This is a genomic window from Halorussus marinus (genome assembly GCF_004765795.1).
GTDB lineage: Archaea > Halobacteriota > Halobacteria > Halobacteriales > Haladaptataceae > Halorussus > Halorussus marinus.
This window is the reverse complement of the sequence record NZ_SBIV01000004.1, coordinates 252,316-266,665: the sequence shown is the minus strand read 5'-3', so window position 1 is coordinate 266,665 and position 14,350 is coordinate 252,316. Positions and strand designations below refer to the sequence as shown.

The following is a 14,350-nucleotide window of genomic DNA, read 5'->3' as shown; positions in this document are numbered from 1 at the left end:
AATACAGCTGTGGAGGGCAAATACCGGAACGTGTCTGTCGCACTTGTAGCCGTAGTAGTCGGTACACTTAGCGGTCTCCTTTCCTTTTTCTTTGGCTTACAATCTGTGCTGATTGCATTACTCTTTCTAGTTTGTGCGATTCCGACCGTTGTTTCTCTCATTCGAGGTACGTTCGATATCTTCGAACCAATTGTATTTTATTCAATATTTATGTTCATGACCACCGTAGCGATATTCGATCGTGTGTATCTCCAAGACCCCTACTTTAGATATCCTAAGTGGGTTTCTTGGGAGTTTTCTACGGCGTTTTTCATTGTTTCAGTACTATACGTGCTATTCTACGGGATGTTGCTGATTGGCTATTACTTTAAAATCGAGCGGTGGATTACGGTACCTACTTTCTTTTCTGATTCCGGGGACCACGACGGAACGATGTTCCGCCGTGCTGGATTACTGTACATGGTCTTTGGTACGTTGTCCTACATCCTACTCGTGGCGTCTGCACTTGATTGGAACCTCTTATATCTCTATACGACGATGGAACCGCGAAGTAACGTGTTCGATGGAGCGACGCATTTCAAGTTGGGTGCCCGTTCGATGTACATTGGTTATCTTGTTTGGATAACTGGGACGCTTATTGACGGGAATCGAACAGGGATCGCGCACTTACTTCCACTCATTCCTATTTCTGGTTTCTTCTTCCTATTAGGAGGTCGCGGACAGGTTATTCTGATAATATTAATCTCAGTTATTATGATGTACTACGTGCATATATATCCCGTTCTCGAAACGAAGTCGGGTCATATCCACTTCACTGCTGATCGCTTACACCGTCGAGTGAAGCAGTTGTCACTCCCAGTGCTCGGCGTACTTATCGGAATCGGTACGGTCGTTTCGGGTGGTCTTCGTAGTGGGGGAGATCTAACGGGGTCGTTCGATACTGCCAGGCTCATCGAAATATTGACCTTCGGCATCCATAATAGTCACTTAGATAACCTCCTCGTAACAGTATCAATTGTTCCGGAACAGATTGGGTACTTCTGGGGGACATTTGTTTTCCGAGTTCCACTCAACTATATTCCTCGATCAGTCTGGCCCGATAAACCGGTACTTACGGTGGGTTCATTAATTCGAAGAATATTCCGTCCAGATGCAAATGGTGGAAGACCTCCCGGAATGATTGGTCGGTTATACGTTGATGGTGGCCTCGTTGCTATCATTGTTGGAGCACTCTTATTTGGGTTCACACTTCGACTTCTCTACCAGACTCTCGTAAAGAACCGCCACTCTCCTGTTTTTTTACTTGTGTACAGTGTCTGTCTTGCCTCGGTAGCCTCTGGAGAGTTAGGTAATAATGCTCTCTGGTTGATTTCGAACCATTTATTATTACTTTCTCCTATTATTTTTATATATTATAGAAATAAAAATGAAAGATAAGATAATATCAGATGTTATTGTTTCTACAGTTGTTAAGATAGCACAAAAAGGACGTGGTATTTTCTTCATACCCATTATCACATTTTATCTCGGTACCAGCGCCTATGGAGCCTACGCTCAGCTCCTTGTCGTCACAAATTTATTTGCAGGAATATTTGGGCTAGGGCTCCATGCTGGTCTCATCAGATATTTCCAGCGATGCACAGATAAAAAAGAAAAATGTATTATATATTTTGACGTATTAGCTTTTGTTGCATTAATAGGGTTCGCTATATCTGCGATTCTTTATTTTTACTCAAGTCAGATCTCAACTCTGACGTTAGGAGACACAGAGTATACTGCAATGTATCAGATGGGTTCAGTTCTTGTGCCACTTAGTATCCTAAACAGAATAGTCAAAAACTATTACAAGTCGTCTAGGTTTTTGAAACTCTATTCGATCATAGACGGTTTGAAAACGTATGTGACGATAGGCATGGTGAGTTATATTGTTGTAATAATGTCAGGATCCTTATCTGATGTCGTTACTGCTATCATTGGCATAGAAATTTGTTTTTTCCTTATTTTACAGGCGGATGTCATTCGGAGAATCGGAATCACTGTACCTAAATTCCAAACTATTCCAGGTATATTTGATTACTCAGCACTATTTATGATTAGTCAGGTTTCGAGCGGATTTCTAAGCCGTGCAGATCGACTTCTCATTGGCTATTTCCTTGGGCCGACCGCAGTTGGTGTTTACACTACTGCATACAAAGTTTCTAACCTCATACTCCTGTTCGCACTCCCGCTGAATAATTCATTTTTCCCCGAATTTAGTAACCTCTGGGAAGACGGAGAAAGTCAGAGGGCGATTCAATACCTCAACTCTGGCGTGCGGTATTTTCTAACGCTTTGTGTCCCCTCAATCTTGGGATTCCTCCTTGTAGGAGAGTCTCTGCTAAGATTAATCGCACCTGAGTCAATCGCAGTCCAGGCAGCGAACCTTTTGCCTGCTCTCGGGATAGGCATAGCACTTTGGAGTCTGATTCGTCTTTATAGTAGTTTGTTTTTTGCGGCAGAATCCCCGAAGAGGATAGCCTCTATTCGGTTCTCTGGCGCAGTAATTAACGTCATCCTGAATGCTATCCTCATCCCGATACTCGGCTTATTCGGAGCAGTAATCACGACGGTTGTTTCATATCTGCTAGTATTGTCAGTGATCCTATTATGGTCTCGCTCGAAATTAGGAATTCACAGTCATTTTCCCGGTGTCAATAAGATTGGAACCGCGGCCATCCTCATGTATATCCTGGCCAGACAGTTGTGGATCGAGAATATTTGGTTCACCATTCTCTCATCGGCTGTACTTTACTTTATAATACTATATGGTATCGGTGGTGTTTCTAGAGACGAGATCACATTAATAATTAGATCCTTGCGAGATATTATTTCAAGTTAATCACAACCCCTCAGTCACTGTTCCTCAATGAGTTTTTATATATTTCTTCATATAAGGCGGCTGTCTTTTGCGGGGAAAATTTCTCTTGTGCGCGAACTTGAAGATCCTCTCTTACGTCGTTCTCCGAAATTGCTTGACGAAGTTCGGACGACCAGTCTTCGGCATGGAAGTCAACGAGTCGTCCCGAGTCACCGAGAATGTCACGAAATACTGGGATATCTGACGCTACAATCGGTGTCCCAGCGCACATCGCCTCACAGAGCGCGATCCCCTGTCCTTCGTGGAGTGATGGCATTCCGAACACGTCGAATTCGTGTAGGAGAGTGTAAACCATACTCCGTTCGATTCGGCCCGTAAATAGCACCGAATCTTCTATACCCAACTGCTGCACCTGTTCACGAAGAGTTGCTTCAAGAGGACCATCCCCGACGAGTACGACTCCAAGGTCAGGATACTGGTCAGTAAGTGGTGCAACAGCGTCCAGAAGAAGTTCGTGGTTCTTTACCGGTGCAAGTCTGCCTACGCTACCTACAATCGGTGAAGATTGCGAAATGAATGGTCTAATTGGACTAGCAATCGACCCCTCACGATATGATTGAATCTTTTTACCATCAACTGGATTGTGAATAATTCTCCGACGATTTGAAGGTATCGTTGACTTCACCCACCAATTAAACGATTTCTCTACTGCTGATGAGATGGGTACTACATAATCTGCGAGTGGAAGTGTTACACTGTTTAGAAAGCGCTGTTTCTTATTGTATTGGTCAGCCGTATGCACAGACTGTTCAGTTGAAACTATACAGGGTGTACCGGCGATATTGCCAAGAACACGCCCAAAGATGCCGGATCGGACGAGATGTGTATGTAATATATCTATACATTCTAATGAATTATATAATTCACGAATGGCCTTGTAGAACGGTTTTACGTCAAACTGGAATCGTAGTGGGGTCACTCCTACCTCTTCTAACTCATTAATTACTTCTTCGTTAACTCGGGCATCACTTCCTGCCAGAAGCCCGCCCGCAAATATGTTGAACTCTTTTGAGAGGTGTGGGGAGAGCTCAATAATAGTGTGTGGAATTGCTCCACTTTTTAGATTATTAGTTAAGTGGAGAACTGACAATTTCATGGTGGTTATTCAAGGTAACCTAGTGAGCGTAGCTTAGATTTAGTTCCGACACTATCCTCAGGGTTCCGATTTGGTTTCGGGGGTTCGTGTGTTCTATCATCTGTGGCAGATACTTCGTACCATGGAACTTCTCTAACGCAGGTGAGTGGTATCTTCCCATGGCCGTAGAAACCGTATTCTCCGATAGCGTTACCGTGGTCTGCACTGATTACTACTTGTTGAGCGTCAATATTTTCAAGGAGGAGTTGGACGTCATCGAGAACATATTCTAAGTTTTGTTTATATGCGTCCCAGACCCGCTCATAAGTGAGTTCATTTTTTCGCAGTCTATCCCAAACGCTATTTTTCCATTCAGATCCAATTTTATCTATACTCAACTCAGAACCTATCTCAATACACGGAATAGAGGGGAAGTGTGGTTGCATATAGTGGACGATCATCCGGTCAGTATCCGTGTTCCGCCAATACCAAATAGCACGGTTAGTGAGTGGTCTCGCTGGAATTGTTCCTAAACTATCGTCCCAGTCATTACGCCATGCTTCGTCAAGTTGAGCAAACTGGTTTGTCATCTCAACAAATTCTGTGTGAGGGTTTCCAGTAATATACGTGGATTTTATTATAGTATTAATAACATCTTCCGTTATCGTAGCTTCCATCCATCCATGCGAGAGTCCACTTGGTGAATACACTGAATCTTGCTGTGCATTTTTTAGGAAGTCGTACTGGGTTTCGACGTCTTGGAGTAAGTCAAGTCGACAAGCGTCAAGAAGAATAAGGACATCCCAATCACGTTTAAAAGCATTTGTCCATGGATAGTCAAATAGCTCTGGAAAATTGTCGACGCAGAGTCGCTGATACGCTCGAAGTCCCGCCCATGTTAATCCTGATTTTCCGTCCGTTTGGACCCTATCCGTAACGTCAAGTACGAAGCGTGAGATGGAGCGAGGGGAAGGAACGATTGCCATTGATTACTTGTCATCTACTGCTGTATGAATAAGTACTTTTGGATTCTAATTACCCAGAAGCTCACTGCCTAGTTCAGCACCTCCTCAGTTAGTGTCCTTCCGTCGAGTACTTGGTGCGGTCGCTGCCGATTATAGTAATGCACAAACTGTTCAAGCTACTCGCGGACGCTCGCCTGACTGCCCACCCCTGAGTTGTGGAAGCGGTCGATCCGCATCTTGGGGGTGTGAAACCACTTTTCGACCTGTCCCATTTCGAGTTGATAAAGTCACCGAGCAAGCGACGCAATAGATTCGAGTCGACGACCGTATCTGTGCTCGAGCAGCACAACATTCTCAGGAAGAACAACCTGGAGAGAGGGCGTCCATCTCGGATCAGCTCCCGGATGTTGACGAGAAACTAACCGACTGAGGAGTGCCGCCGCTGGAGCGGCGGCGCTCCAATCGCCGCGAGACGTATTCAGCCATAGGTTCGCAGCGACGTGTTCCACCGCGTTCGGATTGTGCGAATCGTTCCCGGCACGCCACCCTGCAGGGGGTGGCGTTGCCGGAACCACTCGACAAGCACATACCCAATCAACGTACAGAATATCTTGAATAAGACGCCATTCAGCGACTGTGAGTGGAAATTCTCAATATTCGTGTACTGTTTCAGTTCTCGAAAGAGGATTTCGACCATGGTTCGAAGCGTGTAGATGCTGATCACCTCTACGGGAGCGTATCCTGACGACAACGTCGTCAGGTACGCGAGTTCTTCGCTATCGACGTCTTCGAAGACGATGCGGCGGAATTCTTCGTTGGTCTCAGCGAGCTCGATTCGTTCATCGCGGAGGTGTCGTGTCCCCTGTTCGTCGGTAATCTCGACGTCCTGGACGTGTTCCAGGACGTCGACGCGCGCGTCTGTCTGGAGCGGACAAATGAAGTCCTTGTTTTGCTTCTTGAGTGAGCAGAATCGCTCGTAATCGAGATAGCCACGATCGAACACGTGAATCGGCGAGTCGAGGTCTGCAAAGACCTCGACATCGCTCTGGAGATGGTCGAACTGAGTCGGTTCCCGCATCACGCCTGGCGTGAGCGTCACGCCAAGCGGATGCTTGGCGTTGCCGTCAACGCGTGCGGCAAGATTGAAATGAAGGCCCTTCTCACCTGGTTCTATCACGTGCAAAATCTCGGTAGCACGGCTCTCGCTAGGGACTGCGACCGACCGGGTAAGGGTGAGATTCGTGGAATCAGTCGCCACAACAGCTCGCTCTAGCCAGTCGAGTTGTTTGCGTTGGACACCACGTTGGTGGTAGAGCTGAGGTGAGTGGAGTAGCTCGAAGAAGAGACGAACGACCGCGCGGTAGTCGCGGTCGTTCGTCAGTCGAGAGAAGGTCGAGCCAGCCATGTACTCTAACTCATCGTGCGTGTCCGTTCTCTCAGCGAGCTCGTCGAGCGAGTCGGATGGGTGTACACCCTCGAAGACGGCGACTTTGAGATGGTTGACAAAGTCGTGTTTGGCGGTGTAGGTGCCGATCTCGAAATCATCGGCTATAGACTCGCTGTCGACTGCGTCGAGCAGCGAGTAGAACTCAGCCCCGACGGATGATGGAGATGAACTGTCGATCGGTGAGTCAATCTGTGTTCCCATCAAACCGAATATGACGCGCTCGCGCCGGATTTAACTACTCGAAACGGCACAGTTTTCGACGTGGTTTCGGTCAGTGTAGTCGAGCCGATTGATCAATCTTAACCGTAAGACGGCAGTCAGATAGACGTAACCATCGACGAGAAACGTTGCATCCGAGAGATCGTATTTCTCGGTGAGTTGATGCAGACGTAGCTGCTGGGTCAGTGCCACGCCGCCCAAACAACGCGACATCGAGCAGTACCTTTGTCTCGATGTCGATTGCAGCATACACCCAAGACCACTCACCGTTAATCTTGACAGCGGTCTCGTCAACCGCGACCCGCTGTCAGCCAGCAGATGCACCCACCTCCAGACCGCTCCGTGAGACCGTTGAACGTCTAAGACCGACAAATTACTGTTGTTTCCCGAAGCGAACAGCCTGTTTCGTGAAGCCGGACGGCGAACGCCCTAACGGGCGCCGCCGTCCGTTTATCCTCCCCAGTTTCTTCTAAGTCCGTCTCTACGTTCCGTTTGAGCAGGTCTGCGAGCATCTTGATCAAGAAACTCAACGGCCTGCTCGTTCCTCAAACTGGCTCAACTAGACAGTGCGCCCAGAAGAAACGCGTCGCTCTCGGTGTAAATTATTAGACGGTGTATCTGAACGATCAGCGGGAGTTCTTCGGCCGCCCGGTCCGACTCGGTCAAACACTCTCAATCCTCACGGATACTCACACATTACTGGTCATCAATCGAAACGGCAACATTTTTCCGGGCAAACAGACAACCACGACAGCCACAATCAAACCTTTTGGCAACGAATCGGAGACAGTGAACGGCATCACAGCCGGAACAGTCAAACGAGGCTGCGGAGCCGTCGCGCACGTATCACCAACACACGAATCGAACCTGCATGAGTCGTCCTCACGACCCAGAATGGGACGGTTCACCACTGCGACCACCCGATCAAGAAGGACATCGCTCTAACGGGCGAATTGCAAACCTGATAGACCAATTACGGGACAGGGATTCAAGAGGAAATGATTCCCATCCCCGATTCTGGGGTTGATAACCATGCACAGACAGACCTTCAGCGGAACGATCAAAGCAATAGCGCGTAGCCCGCCTCAGTATAATTGGTAGGTCACTCGCGATCGTACTCGCCCAGAACCTGCGAGCCATTCGCCTCGCCGCGGACACAATGTTACTACCTACCAACCTGAAAGCCCAGCAGAGACGGACAGCCATATTTAATCCCCACCGCAGCAACCACTACCTGTGGCCTCCCTCTCGTCGGTCCTCGGAGCGGACGCCGAAGTCCTCACCGAGCGACCGTTCCAACTGCTCTTCGTCGCGAACCTGCTCCCGCCGCTCGGCACGGCGCTGCTCTCGCCGGTCCTCGGGTCGCTCATCGGCCCGTTCGGCGCGACGCCGGCGAACATCGGACTGCTGATGTCGGCGTTCACGGCGCCCGCCGTCGTCGTCATCCCGATCATCGGCGTGATCGCCGACCGGTACGGGCGACGACCGGTGATCCTGTTCGGACTCCTCGTGTTCGGGTCGGCCGGCACCGCGATCGCGCTCACCACCGACTTCCGGGTCGCACTCTTTCTCCGATTACTCCAGGGCATCGGGTTCGCCTCGCTCACGCCGATCATCATCACCAGCATCGGCGACCTCTATGCGGGAACGAAGGAGGCGACCGCACAGGGACTCCGATTCACGGGCTCGGGGCTCTCCCAGACAGTGTTCCCGCTCGGCGCGGGCGTGTTGGTCGGCGTGGCGTGGCAGTACCCGTTCTTGCTGTATGCCATCGCGTTCCCCATCGCCGCGGTCGTCTACGTCTGGTTCGAGGAGCCGGTCGACCCCGACGTCGACCCGACCGCCGACGACGCGCCCGTTCGGCGTCAGCTCGCCGACCTCCGGGAACTCGTCGCCCAGCGGCGCGCGTGGGCGATGATCCTCGCGCGGGGCACGCCAAACGTCGTCTGGCTCGGGTTTCTCACCTACAACTCGATCCTCGTGGTCGATCTCCTCGGCGGCTCTCCGGCCCAGGCGGGGCTCCTGGCGGCCGTCGGGAGCCTGAGCTACGCCTTGGCGGCGACCCAGGCCGGTCGCATCACGGCGCGCTTCGAGAGCCGGCTCTACCCGCTCGTCGCGATGAACGCCGCGATGGGCGGCGGGCTCTGTGTGGTGTTCGCCGCCGGGAGCCTTCCGATCGCCTTCCTCGGGGTCGTCGTTATGGGCGTCGGGTTCGGGATCGTGCTCTCGCTGTACCGGAGTATCATCACCACGCTGGCGCCCCCGGACCTCCGGGGCGGCCTCGTGAGCCTCGGCGAGGGGACCGGGCGGCTGACCTCGACGCTCACGCCCATCGTGATGGGCGGTGCCATCGGCGCCGCGACGCCCCGACTCGGATTCGAACTGTCCGTGCAGGTCGTGGGCGTGGGAATGAGCGTGCTCGCGGCGGCTGTCGGGAGTGGCGCGCTGTTCGTCGTCAGCGCGTCGCCGCCGCTCCGAGTCGACGAGTGAGCCGACGACAGCCAGCCCGACCGCTCGACGTGCGCCGCCAGCGCGTCGAGCCGGACCCGGGCCCACGCACCGGGACGGGCGGGCTCCACACGTAGACTGAAATACGTGGCGCGCCGTTAGGAGAACAGCACCCATGCCAGAGCTCGAACGGCTCACGGTCTACCCCGTGAAGGGCCTCGACGGAATCGACGTCGACGCGACAGCGATCCTCGACAGCGGTACCCTCGCGCGCGACCGGGAGTTCGCGCTGTTCGACGCCGACGGCGACGTGATCAACGGCAAGCGAACCGACCGGGTCCACGACCTACGGACGGACTTCGACCCCGAGTCGGGCGAGTTCACGGTCACGAGCCCCGGCGACGAGACCAATCGGTTCGACCTCGACGACGCTCGCGACCGCGAACGCGCCGAAGACTGGTTCGGCGACGCCTTCGAGGCCGACCTGACGCTCCGTCGGGATCGGACGCTCGGGTTCGTCGACCGCCGGGAGATGGGTCCGTCGGTCGTCAGCACCGCCACGCTGGAGACCGTCGCCTCGTGGTTCGACGGAATGAGCGTCGAGAGCGCGCGTCGACGCCACCGGGCCAACGTCGAGGTTTCGGGCGTCCCGGCGTTCTGGGAGGACCGATTCGTCGGCGAGGACGCGCCCGCGTTCGCGGTCGGCGGCGTTCGGTTCGAGGGCGTCACGCCCTGCGGTCGGTGTGTCGTCCCCGAGCGCGACCCGGACACGGGCGAGCCGCTTTCCGAGTTCCGCGAGCGATTCGTCCAAAAACGCGAGGAGACGTTCCCCGACTGGGCCGACGAGGAGGCGTTCGACCACTACTACACGCTGATGCTCATCGCCCGGGTTCCCGAGTCCGACCGGGGACGAACGCTCCGCGTCGGCGATCCCGTCGACGTGATCGAGTGAGCGTCACTCCGTCGCCAGCTCTACGGTCGCATTCGCGAAGACGTTCGCGCCGGCGACACAGTCGTCCCACTCGGTGAACTCCGCCTCGTTGTGAGTGATGCCGTCGACCGAGGGCACGAACACCATCGCGGTCGGCGCCAGATTGTTGACGTACTTGGCGTCGTGGCCCGCCCCGCTGACGATTCGTTCGTACGAAACGTCGGCTCTTTCGGCGGCGTCGGCGACCACCTTCCGCACTTCCGGATCGTACTCGGTGTGGGGGATCTCCCAGACGTCTTCGATCTCGTAGTCCGTACCGTGGCGCCGACACGCCGCCTCGACCTCGTCGCGGATCGCGGCCTTGGCATCGGCGACCAGCGCGTCGTCGTACGATCGGACGTCGACGGTGAACTCGGCGCGGCTCGGGATGACGTTCACCGAGTCGGGCTCGACCGAGAACTCCCCGATGGTGGCCACCGCGTCCGGGCCGAGTCGGTTCGGCAGGTCGTTGAGCTCCGAGGCGGCGTCCGCGGCGGCGGCCATCGCGTCGGTGCGGGTGTGCATCGGCGACGGCCCGGCGTGGTCGGACTCCCCGCGGATGGTGACTCGTTGCCACGCCATGCCGAAGACGCCCTCTACGACCCCCACGGACGTCTCGTTGGCGTCGAGAGTCGGCCCCTGTTCGACGTGGAGTTCGAGGTGGCTGTGGACGTCGAACGGCGAGACGTCGGCGTCGCCGGCGTAGCCGATGCGTTCGAGTTCCTCGCCCAGACTGGCGCCGTCGGCGTCGGTCAGCGCGAGCGCCTCGTCGAGGTCGGTGACGCCCGCGAACACCCCGCTTCCCAGCATCGCGTGCTGGAAGCGAGACCCCTCCTCGTTCGTCCAGTCGACGATCTCGATCGGGCGGTCGGTCTCGATCCCCTCGTCGTCGAGCGTTCGGAGCGTCTCCAGGGCCGCGAGCACGCCCAGTTGGCCGTCGTAGCGCCCGCCGTACGGCTGGGAGTCCAGATGAGAGCCGACGAGGACGGGATCGGCGTCCGGATTCGTCCCCTCGCGCCGGCCGAAGACGTTGCCGACCGCGTCGACCCGGACGTCGAGCCCCAGCGATTCGAGGTCCGCGACGAAGGTCTCGCGGACCCGCTCGTCGGCGTCGGTCAGCGCGAGGCGATGCAGGCCGCCGTCGTCGGTGGCGCCGATCTCGGAGTACGACTCGAAGCTCTCCCGGAATCGGTCCGCGTCAATCTGTAGCATACCGATCCCTACTCACCCCAAAACGTCAGCTTACCTGTTTGTTTCCGGTGGCGTGTGGCGAAATAGCGCCGGAATCTCGCGGCTCAGTTCGACGTGGAACGTCGAGACGAGGGTGGCGGCAACCGCTCCCCCGTACTGGAGGCGATCCGCGCGAGAAACACAACAGTTTAACGACCGGCCTGACCACGCTTGTGAACACAGAGACGGAGTCACGAACTATGGATCTCATCGACGACAAGGGCCGGCTCTTCGGCACCGTCAACATCATCGACGCGCTCGCCGTCCTCCTCGTTCTCGCGGTCGTCGCCGCCGGCGCGGCGTTGGTCCTCGGCGACGACGGTCAACAGACGAACACTGATCGCCAGACGACCACCACCGTCGCCTTCGAAATCAGCGGCGTCCAGCCGTACGTCGCCGACGCCGTCCCCGAGGGGCCGATCGACTCCGAATCGGTCGCGGCCGTCGAGAACAAGTCGGTCCGGCCGACCGAAGTCGTAGTCAAGGACCAGAACGGGAACCTCCACGAGCGGACCCACCCGCGAAAGCAGACCGTGACACTCGAACTGACTCTCAACACCACCGAGACCGACGACGGCGTCCGCTTCGAGGGCGAACCCCTGGAAGTCGGCCGACAGCTGAAACTCGACTTCGGCCCGGTGACCCTCGACGGACACGTCACGGCGTTTTCACCCGGGAACTGATGGTCGCCGAATCCGACCGTGCGACGGACGGGTCGACGGCGGTCGGGGTCGCCCGGTCTGCCGTGGAGTCGGTCCGAGTCTGGCTCGCGGCCTCGTGGCTCGCCGGCGTCTGGGCGGGGTCGGCGCGCGATCTCGGTGTCGCGAGTAGCCAGTCGACGCTGGCGCGCGCGGGCCGACGCCTCGGACGATACGTCCGGAACGCCGCGCTGTATCGATGGCTCACGACCGACCCCGACCCCGACGTCATCGTCATCGACCTCCGAGACACCTACGCGGTCGGTCCGCTCGTCGCGCTCCTCGACCGCGTCGGGCCGGTCGTCGAGCGCGTCTGGCTGGCCTCGGGTCTCCGGGAGCTCGGCGCCGAAACGACGACTGCGCTCCGGGACGCCCCGATTCGCGCTGTGAGCTTCGTCGCGGCGCTCGGCGTGTTCGCGAACACCGCCCTCGTCGGACTCGCCGGTTCGCTCTCGACCGAGGCGATCCTCGTCCGCGTCGTCGCGCTCGGACTCGCGCTCGCGGGAACCCGGATCACGGCGCCGTGGGACGCCCTCGCGAGAGCGCGCTCGGTTCGGCTCCTCCGGGCCGCGCTCGAACCGCCGGAGCCGCCCGACCGGCCCGACCGCGAGTAGCCCCCGTCGTGTCCCGGCGAGCGGCACGAACAGTTAAGGCGCTTTGCTGAGATATCGTACCGAATGCCACGGACTGGAGCCGACCTGTTCCTCGACGCGTTAGACCAGTACGGCGTGAGCAAACTCTTCGGGAACCCCGGGACGACGGAACTGCCGGTGGTCCACGCCCTGCCCGACACCGGGATCGACTACGTGCTCGGCCTCCACGAGGACGTCGCGGTCGGGATGGCCGCGGGCTATGCGTCCACGCGCCGCCAGCACGCCGACGTCGACCCGGACGTCCTCCCGCTGGGCGTCGTGAACCTCCACGTCGCACCGGGGCTGGCCCACGGGCTCGGGAACCTCTACGGGGCGGAGTTCGCGGGAGCGCCCCTGCTCGTGACCGCGGGCAACTACAGCACCGACTTCCAGCACGAGGAGCCCATCCTCCACGGCGACGTCGCGGAGATGGCCGAGCCCTTCACCAAGTGGAGCGCGGAGGTGACCGACGTCGAGGCGTTGCCGACGATGCTTCGGCGCGCGGTCCGGGTCGCGCTGACCCCGCCGACCGGGCCGGTCTTCCTCGGGCTCCCGGCCAACGTGATGCGAGACGAGACCGACGACGCGCCCGAGCGACTCGGAGCGATCCCCGACGCCGGCGCCGGCGACCCCGAGCAGGTGGCCGCGGCCGCCGACGCCATCGTCGACGCCGACGAGCCGGTGTTCGTCCTCGGGGACGCCATCGCCCGGTCGGGGAGCGACGCGGTCGAGAGCGCGACGCGACTCGCCGAGGTCAGCGGCGCCCGCGTCCACGGCGAGTACATCACGAGCGAGGTGAACATGCCGACCGGCCACGAGCAGTGGGTGTCGAGCTTCCCCGGCGACGGCGACGCGGTCGCGGAGTTGACCGACGGCGCCGACGTGCTCTTGCTGGTCGGGCGGTCGACCGACACGACCTCCTTCAAGTACGCCGGCGAGCGGCTTCCCAGCGACGCCACGCTCGTCCACGTCAGCGACGACGCGTGGGAGGTCGGCAAGAACGAGCCGGCGGACGTCGCGGTCGTCGGCGATCCGGGACGCATCCTCGGCGCCATCGCTGACGACGTCGCCGGCAGGGTCGACGACGCCGAGCGAGAGCGGCGGCTGGCCCGCGTGCGGGAGGTCTCCGACTCGGTCGGCGGAAGCGACGAATCGCCCCCGGCGGACGGCCCGGCGACCAAGACCCAACTGGCAGAGGCGATTCGAAACGCCACGGACGACGCGCTCGTCGTCAACGAGGCCGTCACGAGCGGGATCGCCCTGCGCCGGGAGATGGACTTCGAGGCCGAGGGCTACCTCTCGAACAAGAGCGGCGGGCTCGGGTACGGCCTGCCGGCGGCCGTCGGGGCGGCCATGGCCGAGACCGAAGCCGGCGGCGACCGAGACGTGATCGGGTTCGTGGGCGACGGCTCGTACCTCTACTACCCCCAGACGCTGTACAGCGCGGCTCGCTACGACGTCGATCTGACGGTCGTGGTCGCGAACAACGGCAACTACCGCATCCTGAAAGACAACACGCTCCGGATGCTCGGCGGCGAGGAGTCCGACTACGAGTTCACCGGCATGGACTTCGACCCCGGGGTCGACTTCGCGGCCAACGCCGAGAGCCACGGGGCGACCGCCCACCGCGCGGAGTCGCCCGACGAGATCGAAGCGACGATCCGGGAGGCCGTCGACGCCGCCGGCCCGTCGGTGGTCGACGCGCTGATCCGGGACTGACGGCGACCGCTCGCCGTCCGAGTCGCCGCG

The 14,350-nt window shown here is 57.7% G+C and carries 11 protein-coding genes and 2 pseudogenes; 7 read left to right on the top strand and 6 right to left on the bottom strand.

The genetic code is table 11. The features are described 5' to 3' along the window. Positions 1 to 9 precede the first annotated feature (9 nt). Together EPY72_RS10450 and EPY72_RS10445 are read left to right on the top strand one after the other, a co-directional pair. Entirely contained in the window at positions 10 to 1,437 is a 1,428-nt protein-coding gene (locus EPY72_RS10450) for an O-antigen polymerase (protein ID WP_168216023.1), read from the top strand. Further along, complete coding sequence (locus EPY72_RS10445; protein ID WP_135806366.1) at positions 1,427 to 2,878, top strand: oligosaccharide flippase family protein; 1,452 nt, start codon at positions 1,427 to 1,429, stop codon at positions 2,876 to 2,878. The genes EPY72_RS10450 and EPY72_RS10445 overlap by 11 nt, the downstream gene beginning before the upstream one ends. Before the next feature lie 10 nt (positions 2,879 to 2,888). On the opposite strand, the gene EPY72_RS10440 is transcribed toward EPY72_RS10445, so the two are convergent. The 5 genes and pseudogenes from EPY72_RS10440 to EPY72_RS10420 all read right to left on the bottom strand — a co-directional run. Next, entirely contained in the window at positions 2,889 to 4,013 is a 1,125-nt protein-coding gene (locus tag EPY72_RS10440) for a glycosyltransferase family 4 protein (protein WP_135806365.1), read from the bottom strand. Between the two features lie 5 nt (positions 4,014 to 4,018). Next, positions 4,019 to 4,669, bottom strand: coding sequence for a hypothetical protein (locus EPY72_RS10435; RefSeq protein WP_135806364.1), 651 nt, complete (start codon positions 4,667 to 4,669; stop codon positions 4,019 to 4,021). Between the two features lie 377 nt (positions 4,670 to 5,046). After that, positions 5,047 to 5,220: pseudogene (locus tag EPY72_RS10430) on the bottom strand (integrase core domain-containing protein); the annotation flags it as partial. A 215-nt stretch (positions 5,221 to 5,435) separates the two neighbouring features. Further along, positions 5,436 to 6,605, bottom strand: coding sequence for an IS4 family transposase (locus EPY72_RS10425; RefSeq protein ID WP_135806363.1), 1,170 nt, complete (start codon positions 6,603 to 6,605; stop codon positions 5,436 to 5,438). A gap of 54 nt (positions 6,606 to 6,659) precedes the next feature. Beyond that, positions 6,660 to 7,135, bottom strand: a pseudogene (locus EPY72_RS10420) (DDE-type integrase/transposase/recombinase); the annotation flags it as partial. A gap of 724 nt (positions 7,136 to 7,859) precedes the next feature. Between EPY72_RS10420 and EPY72_RS10415 the strand changes: the two are divergent. After that, positions 7,860 to 9,113 carry an MFS transporter gene (locus EPY72_RS10415; protein WP_135806362.1) on the top strand — a complete coding sequence of 418 codons (1,254 nt, stop codon included), beginning with the start codon at positions 7,860 to 7,862 and terminating at the stop codon, positions 9,111 to 9,113. A 133-nt stretch (positions 9,114 to 9,246) separates the two neighbouring features. Then, on the top strand, positions 9,247 to 10,023 hold the full coding sequence (locus tag EPY72_RS10410; protein WP_135806361.1) for an MOSC domain-containing protein: 777 nt from the start codon (positions 9,247 to 9,249) through the stop codon (positions 10,021 to 10,023). 3 nt (positions 10,024 to 10,026) lie between these two features. Here the strand turns inward: EPY72_RS10410 and EPY72_RS10405 are convergent, their stop codons facing one another. Beyond that, the gene (locus EPY72_RS10405; RefSeq protein WP_135806360.1) at positions 10,027 to 11,253 is read right to left on the bottom strand and encodes a Zn-dependent hydrolase; all 1,227 of its coding nucleotides are present in this window, start codon (positions 11,251 to 11,253) and stop codon (positions 10,027 to 10,029) included. A 218-nt stretch (positions 11,254 to 11,471) separates the two neighbouring features. On the opposite strand from EPY72_RS10405, the gene EPY72_RS10400 reads away from it, so the two are divergent. The 3 genes from EPY72_RS10400 to EPY72_RS10390 all read left to right on the top strand — a co-directional run bounded on the left by EPY72_RS10400 (position 11,472) and on the right by EPY72_RS10390 (position 14,320). Then, positions 11,472 to 11,954, top strand: coding sequence for a DUF4330 domain-containing protein (locus EPY72_RS10400; protein WP_135806359.1), 483 nt, complete (start codon positions 11,472 to 11,474; stop codon positions 11,952 to 11,954). Continuing rightward, complete coding sequence (locus EPY72_RS10395; protein ID WP_135806358.1) at positions 11,954 to 12,583, top strand: DUF945 domain-containing protein; 630 nt, start codon at positions 11,954 to 11,956, stop codon at positions 12,581 to 12,583. Before EPY72_RS10400 ends, EPY72_RS10395 begins: the two co-directional genes overlap by 1 nt. Positions 12,584 to 12,646: 63 nt before the next feature. Continuing rightward, on the top strand, positions 12,647 to 14,320 hold the full coding sequence (locus EPY72_RS10390; protein WP_135806357.1) for a thiamine pyrophosphate-binding protein: 1,674 nt from the start codon (positions 12,647 to 12,649) through the stop codon (positions 14,318 to 14,320). The last annotated feature ends 30 nt before the right edge of the window (positions 14,321 to 14,350 follow it).

Coding starts and splice junctions, on each gene's coding strand:
- EPY72_RS10445 (WP_135806366.1), top strand. CDS start 1,427: ATGAAAGATAAGATAATATCAGATGTTATTGTTTCTACAGTTGTTAAG.
- EPY72_RS10440 (WP_135806365.1), bottom strand. CDS start 4,013: ATGAAATTGTCAGTTCTCCACTTAACTAATAATCTAAAAAGTGGAGCA.
- EPY72_RS10435 (WP_135806364.1), bottom strand. CDS start 4,669: ATGGAAGCTACGATAACGGAAGATGTTATTAATACTATAATAAAATCC.
- EPY72_RS10425 (WP_135806363.1), bottom strand. CDS start 6,605: ATGGGAACACAGATTGACTCACCGATCGACAGTTCATCTCCATCATCC.
- EPY72_RS10410 (WP_135806361.1), top strand. CDS start 9,247: ATGCCAGAGCTCGAACGGCTCACGGTCTACCCCGTGAAGGGCCTCGAC.
- EPY72_RS10405 (WP_135806360.1), bottom strand. CDS start 11,253: ATGCTACAGATTGACGCGGACCGATTCCGGGAGAGCTTCGAGTCGTAC.
- EPY72_RS10400 (WP_135806359.1), top strand. CDS start 11,472: ATGGATCTCATCGACGACAAGGGCCGGCTCTTCGGCACCGTCAACATC.
- EPY72_RS10395 (WP_135806358.1), top strand. CDS start 11,954: ATGGTCGCCGAATCCGACCGTGCGACGGACGGGTCGACGGCGGTCGGG.
- EPY72_RS10390 (WP_135806357.1), top strand. CDS start 12,647: ATGCCACGGACTGGAGCCGACCTGTTCCTCGACGCGTTAGACCAGTAC.